General features: G+C 39.2%; 13 protein-coding genes. All 13 read left to right on the top strand.

Going from position 1 to position 18,092, the window contains the following annotated elements; all coding sequences use genetic code 11:
• The first annotated feature begins 143 nt into the window (after positions 1-143).
• The 13 genes from hisG (at position 144) to QZL88_RS05750 (ending at position 18,080) form a co-directional block, all read left to right on the top strand.
• Positions 144-998 carry an ATP phosphoribosyltransferase gene (gene hisG, locus QZL88_RS05810; protein WP_296939089.1) on the top strand — a complete coding sequence of 285 codons (855 nt, stop codon included), beginning with the start codon at positions 144-146 and terminating at the stop codon, positions 996-998.
• Positions 995-1,522: a GNAT family protein gene (locus QZL88_RS05805; RefSeq protein WP_296939088.1), complete on the top strand. Its 528-nt coding sequence runs from the start codon at positions 995-997 to the stop codon at positions 1,520-1,522. The genes hisG and QZL88_RS05805 overlap by 4 nt, the downstream gene beginning before the upstream one ends.
• A 4-nt stretch (positions 1,523-1,526) precedes the next feature.
• A complete protein-coding gene (hisD, locus tag QZL88_RS05800; protein WP_296939087.1) occupies positions 1,527-2,804 on the top strand; it encodes a histidinol dehydrogenase in 1,278 nt (425 codons plus the stop codon).
• On the top strand, positions 2,801-3,148 hold the full coding sequence (locus tag QZL88_RS05795; protein WP_296939086.1) for an acyltransferase family protein: 348 nt from the start codon (positions 2,801-2,803) through the stop codon (positions 3,146-3,148). Before hisD ends, QZL88_RS05795 begins: the two co-directional genes overlap by 4 nt.
• Before the next feature lie 570 nt (positions 3,149-3,718).
• On the top strand, positions 3,719-4,606 hold the full coding sequence (locus tag QZL88_RS05790) for a GNAT family N-acetyltransferase (RefSeq protein WP_296939085.1): 888 nt from the start codon (positions 3,719-3,721) through the stop codon (positions 4,604-4,606).
• A gap of 97 nt (positions 4,607-4,703) precedes the next feature.
• Positions 4,704-5,282 carry a DJ-1/PfpI family protein gene (locus QZL88_RS05785; RefSeq protein WP_296939084.1) on the top strand — a complete coding sequence of 193 codons (579 nt, stop codon included), beginning with the start codon at positions 4,704-4,706 and terminating at the stop codon, positions 5,280-5,282.
• Positions 5,283-5,390: 108 nt separating this feature from the next.
• Complete coding sequence (gene hisC, locus QZL88_RS05780; RefSeq protein ID WP_296939083.1) at positions 5,391-6,419, top strand: histidinol-phosphate transaminase; 1,029 nt, start codon at positions 5,391-5,393, stop codon at positions 6,417-6,419.
• Between the two features lies 1 nt (position 6,420).
• Entirely contained in the window at positions 6,421-7,536 is a 1,116-nt protein-coding gene (hisB, locus tag QZL88_RS05775; protein WP_296939082.1) for a bifunctional histidinol-phosphatase/imidazoleglycerol-phosphate dehydratase HisB, read from the top strand.
• Positions 7,537-7,632: 96 nt separating this feature from the next.
• A complete protein-coding gene (locus QZL88_RS05770) occupies positions 7,633-9,720 on the top strand; it encodes a putative porin (protein ID WP_296939081.1) in 2,088 nt (695 codons plus the stop codon).
• Positions 9,721-9,727: 7 nt separating this feature from the next.
• The gene (locus tag QZL88_RS05765) at positions 9,728-10,534 is read left to right on the top strand and encodes a transporter substrate-binding domain-containing protein (RefSeq protein WP_296939080.1); all 807 of its coding nucleotides are present in this window, start codon (positions 9,728-9,730) and stop codon (positions 10,532-10,534) included.
• Between the two features lie 218 nt (positions 10,535-10,752).
• A complete protein-coding gene (locus QZL88_RS05760; protein ID WP_296939079.1) occupies positions 10,753-11,943 on the top strand; it encodes an AAA family ATPase in 1,191 nt (396 codons plus the stop codon).
• Between the two features lie 185 nt (positions 11,944-12,128).
• Positions 12,129-15,701 carry a pyruvate:ferredoxin (flavodoxin) oxidoreductase gene (gene nifJ, locus QZL88_RS05755; protein ID WP_296939078.1) on the top strand — a complete coding sequence of 1,191 codons (3,573 nt, stop codon included), beginning with the start codon at positions 12,129-12,131 and terminating at the stop codon, positions 15,699-15,701.
• 201 nt (positions 15,702-15,902) lie between these two features.
• On the top strand, positions 15,903-18,080 hold the full coding sequence (locus QZL88_RS05750; RefSeq protein WP_296939077.1) for an SUMF1/EgtB/PvdO family nonheme iron enzyme: 2,178 nt from the start codon (positions 15,903-15,905) through the stop codon (positions 18,078-18,080).
• Positions 18,081-18,092: the final 12 nt, after the last annotated feature.

Raw genomic sequence — 18,092 nt, 5'->3', positions numbered from 1 at the left:
CATATATTGATGTGATGATAGCAAAGATATAGTAAGAGCTTACCTGATAAGGGTAGGCTCTTTTTTTGTTTTCAGTTTACAGATATTGGTTGTCTACTTACAATCTTTAAATCTTGAAATTATTAAATCTTGAAATATATATTATGGTATTAAGAATTGCAGTACAATCGAAAGGCCGGTTATTTGAAGAAACGATGGAGCTTCTACAGGAAGCAGGTGTAAAACTGAACAATATTAAGCGCACGCTACTTGTCCCGGCAAAAGGGTTTCCTGTCGAAATACTTTTCCTGCGCGATGATGATATTCCTCAGGCCGTAGCAACGGGAGTTGCCGACATAGGAGTGGTAGGAGAGAATGAATACGTGGAAAAAAATGAGGACGCAGAAGTTATTAAACGGCTGGGTTTTAGTAAATGCCGCCTGTCTTTGGCCATTCCTAAAGATGAAAATTATGAAGGTGTAAAATGGTTCGAGGGAAAGAAAATAGCGACTTCATATCCTTTTATCCTGAATAAATATATGAAAGAGCGGGGTATTAATTCCGATATACATATTATTACAGGTTCTGTAGAGATTTCACCGAGTATCGGATTGTCGGATGCAATTTTCGACATTGTCAGCTCTGGAGGTACGCTTGTCAGTAACCGGTTGAAAGAAGTAGAAGTCGTTATGCAATCTGAAGCCTTGTTAATAGCAACAAAGAATCTTTCGCAAGAAAAGAAGGATATCCTTGACGAATTGATATTCAGAATTGAAGCTGTACAAACTGCGACTGATAAAAAATATGTACTTTTGAATGCGCCTGAAGATAAACTGGAGGAAATTATAGATATTCTCCCCGGGATGCGTAGTCCTACTGTAACTCCACTGGCAACAAAAGGCTGGTGCTCGGTGCAATCAGTAGTGGAAGATAAGCGTTTCTGGGAAGTGATTAGTAAACTGAAATCCTTAGGTGCAGAAGGAATATTAGTGTTACCAATCGAAAAAATGATATTATGATACAGGTTTCGGACGATATAGTTTTATATCCGTTGTCAGTAGATGACATTTTTAAGATTTTCAATACGTTGAATGACGAACGTGAATATATGCGCGAGTGGCTGCCCTTTGTGGATACTACGAAAGAAGTGGAAGATACCGCCAGCTTTGTAAATCATGTTTTGCAGACAGCAGATAAGCAGTTTACCATTTATTTTCAGGAACAATTTGTAGGTTTAGTCGGCTTTAAAGATACTGATTCAACCAATAAAAAGATCGAGATAGGCTACTGGCTGTCACAATATGCGCAGGGAAAAGGTATTATGGTACATTCTGTCAGAAAATTGCTTCAATGTGCTTTTACCGAAATGGATATAAACCGCATACAGATAAAAGTAGCAGTAAACAACCACAAAAGCAGACGGATACCTGAAAAGCTCGGCTTTCAGCTTGAGGGGATTGAGCGAGATGGTGAATTGCTCGTTGATAATGTATTTACTGATATTGCAGTATATAGTTTATTGAAAAAAGAATACAAAGGTTAGACAAATGCAGATAATAAGATATCCGGAACGTTTGGAGTGGGCTTCTATATTGGTTCGCCCTCAATTTGATACATCTTCGTTGAATAATACAGTGAGTGCGGTGCTTGCCGATATAAGGGGGAGAGGAGATAAGGCTATTCTTGAATATGAAGAAAGGTTTGATAAAGTGAAACTTTCTTCGTTAACAGTAACCCGCGAAGAAATAGAGGCTTCCGAATCTTTGGTTTCTGAAGAATTGAGAGCGGCTATTCGTTTAGCAAAAAGAAATATAGAGGCTTTTCACCGTAGCCAGATTTTCGAAAGTAAGATAATCGAGACTACTCAGGGTGTTACATGCTGGCAGAAAGCTGTAGCTATAGAAAAGGTCGGCTTATATATTCCGGGAGGGACAGCACCCTTGTTTTCCACAGTACTTATGCTTGCCGTTCCGGCAAAAATTGCAGGTTGTAAAGAAATCGTACTTTGTTCTCCACCGAATAAAGAAGGTAAAATACATCCGGCAATACTTTTTGCCGCACAGGAAGCCGGAGTAGATAAGATATTCAAGATAGGGGGGATACAGGCCATCGGAGCCATGGCCTATGGTACGGAGACTGTCCCCAAAGTATATAAGATATTCGGGCCCGGCAACCAGTATGTAATGGCGGCTAAGCAGCTTGTAAGCCTTTGCGATGTGGCAATAGATATGCCTGCCGGACCATCGGAAGTGCAGGTAATAGCTGATGATACGGCAAACCCGGCATTTGTGGCGGCGGATTTATTATCTCAGGCAGAACACGGGGCTGACAGTCAGGTGATACTGACTACTACCAGCGAACAGTTTATTGCGGATGTATTGCAGGAAATAGAACTGCAATTGGTTGAATTACCCCGCCGTGAAATAGCGGAAAAGGCTTTGCAGAATAGTAAACTTATTCTGTTAAAAGACAACAATGAAATAATAGATATGACGAATCAATACGCGCCGGAGCATCTGATTATAGAAACATCCGATTATATGGATATTGCGGATGAGGTCATTAATGCAGGTTCGGTCTTTCTCGGACATTATACGCCCGAAAGTGCGGGAGATTATGCTTCGGGAACGAATCATACTTTGCCTACCAACGGTTATGCAACAGCTTACAGCGGTGTAAACCTGGATAGCTTTGTCAAGAAAATCACTTTCCAGAAAATCACAAAAGACGGTATCCGTAATCTTGGTCCGGCAATAGAAGTAATGGCGGAGAATGAGGAGTTATATGCGCATAAAAATGCTGTAACATTACGGTTGAAAGAATGACTAGAATTCAACAAATTGATAGTTTAAAGGGCTTTTTGATATTATTGGTTGTTTTAGGACATATTTTGCAAGGGACAATTGATAAAAACATTGTTAGATATGTGATATATAGTTTTCATATGCCTTTGTTTTTTTGTGTCTCTGGATATTTATTTAATTATTCTAAGATTAAAGAATTGTCTTTTAGTGCTTTGATTCATAAATATTTGTTTCGTATTATTATTCCTTTTATAATCGCTCTAATTGTTTATAATCTAATACTTTATTTACAAGATGGATATTTAGCTTATATATATTATCATTTGTGGTTTATTTTATCTTATCTTATTTGTTTTGTATATTAGTATATTGGAGCTTTTTTAAATTGAATGGGTCGTTTAAATTTATGATTGTACTATCTATTAGTATATATATAATAACTAAATTAATATCTAAATTTGATTTGTTTGAAAATACATATTATGATATTCTAAATTTGAGTATTCGACCATATTATATCTTATTTTTTACTTTAGGAGTTATTTTAAGAAAAAGAGAATTGAAAGATAGCTTTTTGAATAAGGCTATTCTCTTGCTGTCTATTGTAGGATACTTGTTCTTGTTTTCTTATCCCAAAAGCTCTTTCATTCCCCTTTGCTTTCTATTACTCAATATTTCTTTAGCTTATTTTGCAATCAGTCATTTACAAAATAATTATCAGAATAAATTTTTAACATGGGTGGGAATTAACTCAATGTCAATATATTTATGGCATATGTTACCTGTGTTGCTATCTAAGGCGTTGGCAAATAATGATATAGAGTATTATGTGCTCTCTTTTAGTTTTATAGTATTATTTTTGTATGTTTTGCCAAAGTTAAATAAAGTATCATTCATTAGAAAGTATATGTTTGGCTTAACAAATTAAAAAAGAGATGATATATCCACAAATTATAAAATACGAGAGTGCAGACTACCGAGAAATGCTCACTCTTCGCACTAAAATATTGCGGGAGCCTTTAGGTCTGATATTTACAGAGGGCGACATCTTAAAGGACAGGGATGATATTCTTCTTGGGCTTGTTCTGTCCGAGACTCAAAAGATGGTCGCCTGCTGTATCCTTACCCGCATTGATGATAAAGTAGTTAAAATGCGGCAAATGGCCGTAGACACAGACGTACAAAAAAGCGGACTCGGTACGAGTATGCTCTCTTTTGCCGAATATGTGGCCGAGAGGGAAGGATTTGAAAAAATCGTGCTGCATGCCCGCAAGGTCGCTGTGGATTTTTATCGGAAATATGATTATAAAATAATAGGAGATGAATTTACAGAGGTGGGTATTCCTCACTTCGAAATGGAAAAGCAAATAAAAATGGAAAAAGAAAAACAACAGGTAATTGACGAAGTTTCGAAATATATCGACATTACACTTACTCCTTTTGGTAAGCCGCAGCGTGGTGTGATCGATGTAGAAAAGCGTGACCCTATGTACGGCGGGAATGGTGTGGTATATATGCTCTCTGTCTTTGAAAAAGGAGAGTTGGTAAACAATCGTATCGGTACATATATGGTTCTTCTGAATAAGGGTGATCAGGCGGGGTTTCATGAGCATGGAACCAAAAAAGAACAGGAACTGTATGTGCTTGTACATGGCGAAGGAGAATATATAGAACGTGAAGGGCAGGATAAAATAACAAGGAAATTTAACCTGAAAAAAGGAAATGTGACATCCATACAGGGAGATGATAATTACCATTCTATCATCAATACCGGTGATGAGCCGTTGATCATATTTGTGGTAACGACATACGAAAAGGTCTGATTAATTATTTTTTACTATAGGAACCTGTTCGATTTTAACAATTATCCTTATATTTAGGCTAGTTTATTAATTGTCGAATTTCTAAATCTATTGTATTATGGGTAAAAGAATATTGATGCTGGCAGGTGATTTTGTCGAAGATTACGAGTTGATGGTGCCTTATCAGGCTCTTTGCAGCATTGGCTTTCATGTCGATGTGGTATGTCCGGGAAAGAAAGCCGGGGATCAGGTAGCAACAGCAATACACGATTTTGTAGGTTTCCAGACATATGTGGAATTGAGAGGTCACAATTTTACACTGACAAAGAGTTTCGATAGTGTGAAACTGGAAGATTATGCCGGGCTTTATATCACAGGTGGGCGTGCACCTGAATATATTCGTCTCGACCCTAAGGTGATAGAATACACACGCTATTTCTTCGAAAAGAATTTGCCTGTAGCTGCTATTTGTCACGGCATTCAGATACTGACAGCCGCCAATGTGGTAAAAGGACGTACATTGACATGTTATGTCGCCGTAGGTCCGGAAGTTACACTGGCCGGAGGTAATTATAAAGATATTCCGGCAACGGAAGCTATTACAGACGGTAATCTGACAACTTCCCCTGCATGGCCGGGACATCCTGCTATATTAAGGGAGTTTTATAAATTGCTGGGAGTAAGGGTAGAGCTATAAATAGTCAGCTTTTGCAGGCTGATCGAAGATAAATAGTTTTAATGTCCTTTGTGCTAAGCTTTTGATTTGTGCAAAGGGCATTGATTTTAAATGATAATTGAATAAACAATGAATCTGCAACAATTAGTCCGCAAGAATGTATGGAATATGAAGGCCTATTCTTCGGCCCGTGACGAGTTTAAAGGGGAGGCTTCCGTATTTCTGGATGCAAATGAAAATCCATTAAACGATAAGTACAACCGTTATCCCGACCCATTGCAATGGGCACTGAAAGAAAAAATATCGAAAATAAAAGATATTCAGCCGGAGAAGATTTTCTTGGGCAATGGGAGTGATGAACCCATAGACCTTGTCATTCGTATATTTTGCGAGCCCCGTATCGATAATATTGTGGCTATTGATCCTACATACGGTATGTATCAGGTGTGTGCCGATGTAAACGATGTGGAATATCGCAAAGTATTACTGGACAGCAATTTTGATCTTGAAGCCGGTACATTGCTGGAAAAGACAGATGAAAATACAAAATTGATATTCCTTTGCTCTCCGAATAATCCGACAGGAAATCTGCTGAACAGAAAAGAAATAGAAAAAGTGTTGGATTCTTTTTCCGGTATTGTAATCGTCGATGAAGCCTACATAGATTTTGCAGCTGAAAAAACATGGCTGAATGATTTGCAAAAATACCCGAATCTGATAGTTTTGCAAACATTTTCCAAAGCATGGGGATTAGCCGCTGTCCGTTTAGGAATGGCTTTTGCATCACCGGAAATTATCAAACTATTCAATAAGGTAAAATATCCGTACAATGTAAATATCCTCACACAGAACTTTGTGAACGGCGAACTGGATAAACTGGAGTTAAGGAAAGAATGGATTCAAACCTTACTCAAAGGACGCGACTATCTGAATGAGGAATTGCTAAAACTATCTTTTGTACAAAAAGTATATCCTACCGATTCCAATTTTATACTGGTAAATGTTGGCGATGCCAACAGTTTATATAAGCAACTGGCCGATAAAGGCGTGATTGTGCGCAATCGTAATTCGGTATCTCTCTGTGCGGGTTGTCTGCGTATTACAGTGGGTACAGATGAGGAAAATAAGAAATTGATAGAGACTTTGAGAAATATTTGAAATGAAGAAAAGAGCATTATTTATAGATCGTGACGGAACAATTGTGATAGAGCCACCGGTAGATTATCAACTGGATAGCCTTGAAAAACTGGAGTTCTATCCTAAAGTTATCCGTAACCTTTACTTTATCCGTAAAAATCTGGATTTCGAATTTGTGATGGTAACTAATCAGGATGGACTGGGGACTTCATCGTTTCCCGAAGATACATTCTGGCCGGCACATAATCTGATGCTGAAAACATTGCAGGGTGAAGGGATTACTTTCGACGATATACTTATCGACCGCAGCTTCCCTGAAGATAATGCGCCTACCCGGAAACCCCGTACAGGACTATTGGGTAAGTATATGAATGAAGAATATGATCTGGCACATTCATTCGTAATCGGTGACCGTCTTACCGACGTAGAACTGGCAAAGAATCTCAGGGCAAAAGCAATTTTTCTTCGCGACGATATGGAAGTTCCCGAGGAATTGAAAGATGCTTGTGTATTGCAGACTACAGACTGGGATATTATCAGTGAATTCCTCTTTGCCGGAGAACGAAAAGCCGAAATAAAACGTACGACTAAAGAAACAGATATTTATATTGCCTTGAATCTCGATGGAAAAGGTATTTGCAATATTACTACCGGTCTTGGATTCTTTGACCATATGCTCGATCAGATAGGCAAGCATTCGGGTATGGATTTGACCATAAAAGTAAAAGGCGACCTCAATGTGGATGAACACCATACGATAGAGGACACTGCGATAGCCCTGGGGGAAGCAATTTATAAAGCTTTTGGAGATAAACGGGGAATAGAGCGCTATGGATATTACTTGCCGATGGACGATTGCCTGTGTTCTGTAGCTCTTGATTTCGGAGGACGTCCGTGGCTTGTATGGGATACCGAGTTTCATCGCGAGAGGGTGGGGGATATGCCTACTGAGATGTTCCTGCATTTCTTTAAATCGTTGAGCGACTCTGCGAGGATGAATCTGAATATAAAAGCGGAAGGAGCAAACGAACATCACAAAATAGAAGGTATATTTAAGGCTTTTGCCCGTGCTGTTAAGATGGCAAAGAAACGAGATATTTTCAACTACGAACTTCCATCTACTAAAGGAGTAATCTGACTCTTTGGTTATTTTGATACAATAAATAAATGCTAATCTCTGTTTTTATAGAAACATTAACTTCTAATTTTTCATTTTTTGTGTAAGTTTGCACCGATGAAAAAATATATACTGACAGCATTTCTATTTTTTGCCATATTTTCCGTGCTGAATGCTCAGGATAGCAGGCGTAGACCCAATCGGACTACTCCCACCGTTCAAAAGCAACAAACGGATTCGGTAGCACCGGTTCCGGATAACTTTCCGGTAACGGGTACGACGGTAGATACTGCCAAGGTCGAAGTACCCCCTATATATGGATGGAAGATTTCTCCTCGTCTGGGAGAGCGCATTTTCTTACCGATGGATACCGCTATCGTTAATTTTCATCAGAGTATGCTGGTTGATGGTCTCGATGTTAATGTGGGGTATCTGGGGAATGTCGGTTCTCCGGCACAATCGATGATATTTTTTGATCGCCCGGAATCCTCCCGTTTTGTATTTCTCGATGCCATGCACTATTGGCGTAAAGATCCGCAGGATAAATATTATCTCAATACAAAAGTACCGTATTCTAATGTCCGCTATCAGACAGGAGGCGGAGGGCAGAGCGCTGAACAGCGTTTGCAGACGGAGATTTCCATGAATCTGGGTAAGAAACTGAACGTTGGCTTCGATTTCGACTATATATATTCGCGGGGAAATTATACTTCGCTGTCTAATAAGCAGATGAATTATGATTTTTATGCTAGCTATATAGGCGATAAATATAAGATGCATGCCTTTCTGTCAAATAATAATTTCAACAATATAGAAAATGGCGGTATCACCAATCCTTTATATATTACCAATCCTAATTCGGATGAAATAGTACAGACACAATTCAGAGGCAATTCTCTCGACATTCCCGTGAGAATGCAGAGTACATGGAATAAGATGCGGGGTAAGCATCTCTATGTGACCAATCGCTACGATCTGGGCAATGACGAAGAGGAATACATGGTAAATGATACGACCAAAGCCTGGCGCAAGAAAGCAGATTATATTTCTCCGGCCAGTGTGATATTCACAACTCATTATACAGATCAGAAACGTCGTTTTCTGTCCGATTATGCAGGGATGGATACCTTATATCATTATTATAATAATATAGACGGAGAAAGTGTTGATTTGGAGCCTAAATATATGAGTAATGTAAATGACTTTATGTCGTATTATTCATTTAAGAATACATTTGCGTTGGCCATGAATGAAGGTTTCCGTAAATGGACTAAGTTCGGGCTGACTGCCTTTGCCGAATACGATATGCGTAAATATTCAATGCCGGGAGGATTGCCAGGCTTGCATGACAGGTATAGCGAAAATGCATTGACTATTGGCGGTGTTTTGTCAAAAGAAAAAGGAAAATATCTGAGATATAAAGCCTCGGCAGAATTTAATATTCTGGATGGGAAGGATTATAAACTCGAAGGGGAAATTACCACCATGCTGAATATTTTCGGTAAGCAGGTTTCGGCAAAAGCAAATGGGTATATAAAAAGTATAAGTCCTAGTTTTTTTCAAAAGAATTTTTCTTCCAAGTATTGGAATTGGAACAGTGAAAATACCAACTTTAGTAATACCAACAGGGTATATGTCGGAGGGGAAATTAACTTTCCGGAATTATCTTTTTCCAAAACACGTATTAGCGGGGGGGTGGAAAATATAAAGAATTACATATACTATAATGAAAAAAAAATAACGGCACAAGAATCCGGTAGTGTTCAGGTTGTTTCTTTACGGTTAGATCAGGAGCTGAAAGCCGGAATCTTTCATTGGGATAATCAGATTGTATACCAGAAGTCCGGAAATGAGAATGTGATCCCTCTGCCCCAGCTCAGTATATATTCTAATATTTACCTGATGACTAAGATAGCAAAGGTATTGACCCTACAAATGGGTGTTGATGGACATTTCTTTACAGAATATTATGCTCCCGGTTATGAGCCGCTCACCATGCAGTTTTATAATCAACGGGAGGAGAAGATTGGTAATTTTCCGATAACAACGGCATATATAAACTTACACTTGAAATTTACCCGTTTCTATATTATGATGTATAATCTGACCAATGGAATGGGGAATGGAGAATCATTTACACTCTATCGTTATCCGGTAAATCCCCGGATGTTAAAACTAGGTATTTCGTGGCGGTTCAATAATTGATTACACCATGGCAAAGAAGAAAATCCTTGTATCTGTTGTATTATTTATAGTGCTAATAATCATTTCGTTTTTTGTATTCAGGAAGAGTGGGCAGCCCAAGGACTTTGCTCAGATAAAAAAGGGCGGAGTATTGCATATTGTTACAGATTATAACTCTGTCGGATACTTTGTTTCCGGAGATACTATTTCAGGGTTTAATTATGACTTGATTCAGCTGATGAAAGAGCGTATTCCCTTGAAAATAGAGATCTTATTAGAAGCTAGCCTTGATAAAAGTATTGAAGGACTTAAACAGGGAAAATATGATGTTATGGCTCGCAATATTCCGGTTACCTCCGAGTTGCGGGGTACTCTTGTGTTTACTGAACCTGTTGCGCAAAACAGACAGGTGCTGATACAGCGGAAGCAAGAATTTAATGAAGGTGTGGAGCCTTTGCGGAGCCACCTTGCTCTGGCTAAAAAGACCCTGTATGTTCCTCTCAATTCGCCTGCCATACTGCGTATAAGAAATTTGTCGCACGAGATAGGAGATACGATCTATATAGAGGAAGACCCTGTTTATGGGGCCGAACAATTAGCTATGCTGGTAGCATCTAAGGATATAGATTATGCAGTTTGTGATGAGAAAAGTGCAGAAAAAGTAGCCCAGTCTTTGCCCGAGATAGACTATTCCACATTAATAGGTTTTACGCATATTGAAGCGTGGGCTGTAAGTGAAAAATCCCCTGTGCTCTTGGATTCACTCAATACATGGATAAAGCAAATCAAAGATTCTAAAGAGTACCGTAATATCTACCAAAAGTATTACAAATAGGATTCTAAGTCTGCTATTTGCTATACATGTCTTCTATGTTTGATAAATTATCTTTATAATATTACCTTTGTACTCGCTTATTGTTAGTTACGACTGTTTTTTAGCAGACCTCCATTGTTTTTTGATAAAAAATGATTAAAATTGCTATGTAGACTTTGCAATGACGCAAAAAAAAAGTACCTTCGTCAGATTTTAATTTAGATTATTAAGATTACAGAGTGGAATCATTCTTTCGTACACATAGATATTTAGTAGAACACCTTGACAGTGTTATCCCCAGATTGTTGATGAAGCAGATTGACTGGTCTCAGCGATTGATCGGGATAAAAGGTACCAGAGGGGTCGGGAAAACTACATTCTTACTTCAATATGCAAAAGAGTTTTTCGACATAAACAGGAGAGATTGCCTCTACATAAATCTCAACCAGTTTTATTTTACTATTAGGTCTATAACCAGTTTTGCACGTGAGTTTGTAGAACGTGGAGGTAAAACCTTATTACTGGATCAGGTTTATAAATATCCTGATTGGGCAAGGGAACTCAAAGAATGCTACGAACTTTATCCCCAGTTGAAGATTGTGTTCACCGGTTCTACTGTAATGAAACTTCACGAAGATGAAGGACTTTCACCTATTGTAAATGTATATAATCTGCGAGGATTTTCGTATAGAGAATTCCTTAATATTCAGTTCGAAAAAGATTTCTCAGCATACACTCTCGATGAGATTCTGACAGATCATGAAAGGATAGCAGAGGAAATCTGTACAAGGATAAGACCTCTCGACAATTTCTGGTCTTATATGCATCATGGCTATTATCCGTTTTATCTTGAGAAAAGGAACTTTTCAGAAAATTTGCTGAAAACAGTAAATATGATGCTCGAGGTAGATGTAATGTCTATTAAGCAGATAGAATTGAGTTATCTCCCTAAATTGAGGAAATTATTATACTTATTAGCTCAGTCGGCACCCGATAAACCGAATATAAGCCAGTTGAGTTTGGATTGTGAAATTTCAAGAGCGACAGTTACCAACTACATGGAGTATTTGCGTAGCGCGCGTCTTATTAATATGCTGTACAGAGAAGGGGAAGAGTTTCCAAAGAAACCGGATTTGGTATATATGCACAATACCAACCTTATATTTCCTCTTAAGATGTCCCAAATACAGGATCAGGCCCTGCGGGAAACCTTTTTCTATAATCAGATACATCACAGCGATAGTAAACTCAAGAAAGGTGCAAAAAGCGGAATGTTTGTAGTGGAAAGTGAAGGGAAGGTATATAAATTTAAGATAGAAGGACAAAAAAGCAGAGGTAAGAATAAGTCCGATATATTCTATGCTATAGGCAATCTCGATGCCGGTGACAAGAATATCATTCCTCTTTGGCTCTTCGGCTTTTTATATTGAAAATGATAACGGTTTGATCGAATATAGGTTTTTATAAGGAATGATGAGGGTCTGATATGACGCTGTTCTATTAAGGCAAACAATCGTTTTTATAGAAATATGAGCAATAAAAAGGCCTGAGGCCTTAAATCAAATCGGCGAATTATAAAGTAAACTAAATAAGATAATCAACTATTACAAAAGGTATGGCTAAACAAAAAAAATTCCTGACTTGTGATGGTAATCAGGCTGCAGCGCATATTTCATATATGTTCAGCGAAGTAGCTTCGATCTATCCTATCACACCATCGTCAACAATGGCAGAGTATGTTGATGAATGGGCGGCTGCCGGACGCAAAAATATCTTCGGCGAAATACTAAAAGTACAAGAAATGCAATCTGAGGCTGGTGCAGCAGGTGCATTGCACGGTTCACTACAAGCAGGTGCATTGACAACTACATATACCGCCTCACAAGGTTTGTTGTTGATGATCCCTAATATGTATAAGATTGCAGGAGAGCTTCTTCCGAGCGTATTCCACGTTTCGGCACGTGCATTAGCAGCTCAGGCTCTTTCTATCTTTGGAGACCATCAGGATGTTATGGCTGCACGTCAGACAGGCTTTGCGATGTTCTTCTCAGGTTCGGTGCAGGAAGTTATGGACCTTTCAGCAGTTCCTCATCTGGCAACGCTTGAAGCACGTATCCCATTTATGAATATTTTCGATGGTTTCCGTACTTCTCACGAAATACAGAAAGTAGAAGAGATGGATCAGAACGATCTGATTCCTCTGATTGACCAGAAAGCATTGAAAGAATTCCGTGAAAGAGCGTTGAATCCTGAAAACCCTGTAACCCGTGGTACAGCTCAGAACGATGATATTTATTTCCAATCCCGTGAAGCTGCTAATAAATTTTATGATGCAGTACCTGCGATAGTAGAAAAGTATCTTGCTGAAATAACAAAGATAACAGGCCGCAAGTATGGCTTGTTTGATTATTACGGAGCAGAAGATGCAGATCGCGTAATTATAGCAATGGGATCAGTAACCGAAGCTATCAAAGAAACTGTAGACTATCTGAATGCTAAAGGTGAAAAAGTAGGCCTTGTTGCTGTTCACTTGTATCGTCCGTTCAAGGCTGAAGCATTTTTGGCAGCTATACCAAAAACAGCTACAAGGATTGCTGTGCTTGACCGTACAAAAGAACCGGGAGCTCCGGGTCAACCATTGTATATGGATACAAAAGATTGTTTCTACGGAAAAGAAGATGCTCCGACTATCGTTGGCGGTATCTATGGCCTTTCGTCTAAAGATACTACTCCGGCTCAGATAATGTCAGTTTATGAAAATCTGGCAATGGCTATGCCGAAGAACGATTTCACAATCGGTATTGTGGACGACGTGACATTTAAATCTCTTCCGATGAAAGAAGAAGTTTCGGTAGATGAGTCTGCATACGAAGCTAAATTCTACGGACTAGGTTCTGATGGTACAGTGGGTGCAAATAAGAATACGGTAAAAATTATTGGTGATAATACAGATAAATATTGTCAGGCATATTTTGCATATGACTCTAAGAAGTCGGGAGGTTTTACAGCTTCTCACCTTCGTTTCGGTGACAATCCTATCCGTTCCACATATTTGGTTAATACACCAAACTTTGTAGCATGTCACGTTCCTGCTTACCTTCATCTTTATGATGTAACCAAAGGTTTGAAGAAAAACGGTACATTCCTTCTTAACTCAGTATGGGATAAAGAAGATGTAGGAAACTATCTTCCTGATAATGTGAAGAAATATCTGGCTGTAAATAATATCAATTTCTATATTATTAATGCAACTAAGATTGCGACAGAAATTGGTCTTGGTGGTCGTACAAATACAATCCTTCAATCTGCATTCTTCAAAATTTCGAATGTGATTCCTTACGATTTAGCTGTAGAGCAGATGAAGAAATTCATCGTTAAGTCATACGGACGTAAAGGAGAAGATGTAATTAAGAAGAACTATGCTGCGGTAGACCGTGGTATTGAAGTAGAAAAAGTAGAAGTGCCTGCTGAATGGGCTAATATAGTAGTTGGTAAACCTGTAGAGGATGATGCACCTGAATTTATCAAAAAAGTGGTACGTCCTGTGAATGCTCAGCGTGGTTATGATCTTCCTGTATCTGTATTCGTAGGCCGTGAAGATGGTACATGGGATCATGGTACAACCGAATACGAAAAACGCGGAGTGGCAGCTTTCGTTCCTGTTTGGGAAGCTGAGAACTGTATACAGTGTAACCAGTGTGCTTATGTGTGTCCTCATGCTACTATCCGTCCATTTGTACTAGATGCAACAGAGCAGTCTAGAGTTCCGGAAGGAGTAGAATTACTTAAGGCACAAGGTAAACAATTTGATGGAATGGGATTCCGTATTCAGGTAGACGTGTTAGACTGTCTGGGTTGTGGAAACTGTGCAGATATCTGTCCGGGCAAAAAAGGTAACTCAGCCCTTAAGATGGTTGAAATAGGTACACAATTCCCTGAACAAAATAACTGGGATTTCATGATAAAGAATGTAACCAGCAAGGCTCACCTTGTGGATACTAAACTGAATGTGAAAAACTCTCAGTTTGCAACTCCATTATTCGAGTTCTCCGGAGCATGTTCCGGTTGTGGTGAAACTCCATATATCAAACTTGTTACTCAATTGTTTGGAGACCGTATGTTGATTGCCAATGCCACAGGTTGTACTTCTATCTATGGTGGTTCGGCTCCTTCAACTCCTTATCGTAAGAATGAAGAGGGTAAAGGTCCGGCATGGGCTAATTCATTGTTCGAAGATAATGCAGAGTTTGGATTGGGTTATGCTTTGGCTAATATTACCATGCGCGATAGAATAGAAAAGTTGATGCAACAGGCTATCGACAAAGCAGACACAAAACAGGAAACAAAAGACCTGTTCCAGTCTTGGATCGATAATAAGCTGGAGGCAGAGAAGACCAAAGAACTTCAACCACAAATATTGAAAGTCGTTGAAGCAGGCATGGCTGCCGGTTGTGATATTTGTAAAGAAATCTATTCATTGAAACAATACATAATCAAACGCTCTATCTGGATCTTTGGAGGTGACGGTTGGGCTTATGATATAGGTTTCGGTGGCCTTGACCATGTGATTGCTTCGGGTGAAGATGTAAATATTCTTGTGCTCGATACAGAGGTTTACTCTAATACAGGAGGTCAGTCTTCAAAATCTACTCCGGTAGCTGCTGTTGCTAAATTTGCTGCTGCAGGCAAGAAAATCCGTAAGAAAGACCTTGGTATGATTGCAACTACCTATGGATATGTATATGTTGCTCAGGTAGCAATGGGTGCTAATCAGGGACAATGTCTGAAAGCAATTAAAGAAGCTGAAGAATACAAAGGTCCATCATTGGTTATCGCATATTCACCTTGTATCAGCCACGGATTGCGTAAAGGGATGGGACATGCACAAGATGAAGAAAAAGCAGCGGTTGCTTGCGGATACTGGCACTTGTGGCGTTACAATCCACTGTTGGAAGAAGAAGGAAAAAATCCGTTTACTATGGATAGTAAAGAGCCGGATTGGTCTAAGTTCCAGGAATATCTGGGTAGTGAGGTTCGTTATACTTCTCTTCAGAAATCAAATCCGACAGAAGCATCAGATCTTTATAAAGCTGCTCAGGATAATGCGATGTGGCGTTACAAAGGTTATCAACGTCTTGCTGCTGCAACATTTGAAAAATTCGATGAAACATCTGAGCTTCAAAATTAATGCTTATTAGCCATTAATATATAATAACATTTGGAGGGCCAGTCATTATGACTGGCCCTCTTTTTTCGTTAAAAGCCTTATATATACATGTTTATTAAAAATAAAGAATATCAATTTAATATATAAAAGAATTCTAAATTAAAAAATATGTATTATCTTTGCCAAACCTGATATATAGTTATTATAACTGATACAAAACATATGAACAAAAAGACTTTACTAACTTCACTACTATTGATTTGTGTATCAATAGTTTCCTTCGCACAGACAAACCAATCTGAGCAATATTCCGTCCCGACGCGGAATGAATATTTACAGAAAGACCCTGTTTGGTTTATTTCCATAGGAGCCGGAGGGCAGGTTTATTTCGGAGAAGATGATAATGGAGTACCGGGCAATCGTATAGGCCTGGATAAGAGAGTAACTTTCGCGCCTACATTGACAATCGGGCGACGAATGAGTAATATAATAACCCTACGCTTGCAGCTTTCGGGCGGTAGTCTTCATGGTTTCAATGACGGTTGGAACGGGACTTACACCCGCTGGTGGAAAGATGGAGCTAATGGGGAGGATTTTATGCGCCTATCTAAAGACCCGCAATGGGATTATATGGGTTGGGTAGAAGGCGTTGATTATGAATATAGTGCTGTAGATGGTACAGGAGTGCCTGTATATCATCCGGCAAGAGGAGGTAAATTTGGTGCCGAAAACCAAAATTACTATATGCAGCATATGCGTTATTTTAGTGCAACGGGAGATATCTCGTTGAATTTGTTGAATCTATTAAAAGGATATCAGCCAAATCGTAGATTTGAAGTGTCACCATTTGCCGGTGTGGGTTGGTATCAACGTTTTGCGCATATGGGTACACTCAATAATACATTCTTTGGCGGTAGCTTAGGTCTGAATTTAGGTTTTAACTTAACCAGAAAGTTTCAAATCTTTGCTGAAGGTAGAGGAGTTATTATTAGTGATAAATTTGATGGACAACAAGGTGATATGAGTAATAATGGTATTGCTCAGGCTACAATGGGGGTAACATATAAATTCGGAGAGCCGAAATATATTGATCCGGCCATTGAAACGCGTTTAGTTATGCCATATAATATAGCACGGGGTTGTGATAAGATGGTACTTGTACCCGGTGGTAACATAGAGATGGGTACCGGTGTAGACCCGCTTTGGGGCGACTCGGTTCCACGCAAATTGGTTGCTGTAAGTCCTTTCTGGATGGATGAAACAGAAGTGACGAACAAACAATATCGTGAATTTGTTTACTGGGTACGTGATTCCATTATCAGAGAGCGTTTGGCTGATCCGGCTTATGCAGGAGATCCTACATATAAAGTATTGGTGCGACCAAGTGATAATTCTTTCACTTCCGTAGGACAACGTTTGAACTGGACTAAACCAATTCCGTGGAAAAACCCGACAAGCAGGGAAGCTGCTGCTATTAACAGTGTAGTAGGAGGGAATCCTTTTGGTGCAGATAAAGGTGGATTGCTTGTTTCGGCAATGAATTATAAATATGATTGGTTCGACTCAAAGAGTTATTATGCTTTCCTCGGTAAAATGCGTGCAGGTGAAGCTACTGCTATCGCTATTACTAAAGATACTGCATATGTGAATTCGAGAGGGGATATTGTTCGCGAAACATTGTCAAGGATGTCTCACGGTGACCGGATCGATTTTACGAATACTTATATCGTAAATATATACCCTGATGTAATGAGCTGGATGACGGACTTCGCAAATGCAAAAAGCGAGCGTTATGTAGAAAGCTATTTTACAACTAAGGCCTATGATAATTTCCCTGTGGTTGGTGTATCCTGGGAAGCTGCCGATGCATACTGCGCATGGCGCACCGATCGTTATATTGCAGACGGTAAGTGTAGTCAGACAGGTTTTGAAGGTTATAGATTGCCTACAGAAGCAGAGTGGGAGTTTGCTGCCAGAAACGGACGTTCCGAACTGGAATATCCATGGTATTCGGACCAAACCCATACAACAGATGGTTTGGCTCATGCTAATTTCAGGGCATCTAAAGACTTAAAAGATTTGGTGTCTCCTGTGGCAACGTTCTTGCCTAACCGTTTCGGTTTGTATGATATGGCCGGAAATGTAGCAGAGTGGACCACTACAACATTTACTGAGTCTGTAGACCGTATGGCTGATGAGGCTAATCCTGATTTCAGCTATAGAGCAGTATTGGCTGATCCTGCTATCCTTAAACGTAAAATCGTAAAAGGTGGCTCGTGGAAAGATGCAACAGTACGTTCGGGAGACAGATCCGTTGAGTTCCAGGATAAGGGTCGTTCATTCATCGGTTTCAGGTGTGTGAGATCGTGGGGTGTTGATGAAAAGGGAAGATTTAGATAATAAATCCGTTAA

It is taken from the genome of uncultured Dysgonomonas sp. (genome assembly GCF_900079725.1).
GTDB lineage: Bacteria > Bacteroidota > Bacteroidia > Bacteroidales > Dysgonomonadaceae > Dysgonomonas.
This window is presented reverse-complemented; position numbering and strand designations above follow the sequence as displayed.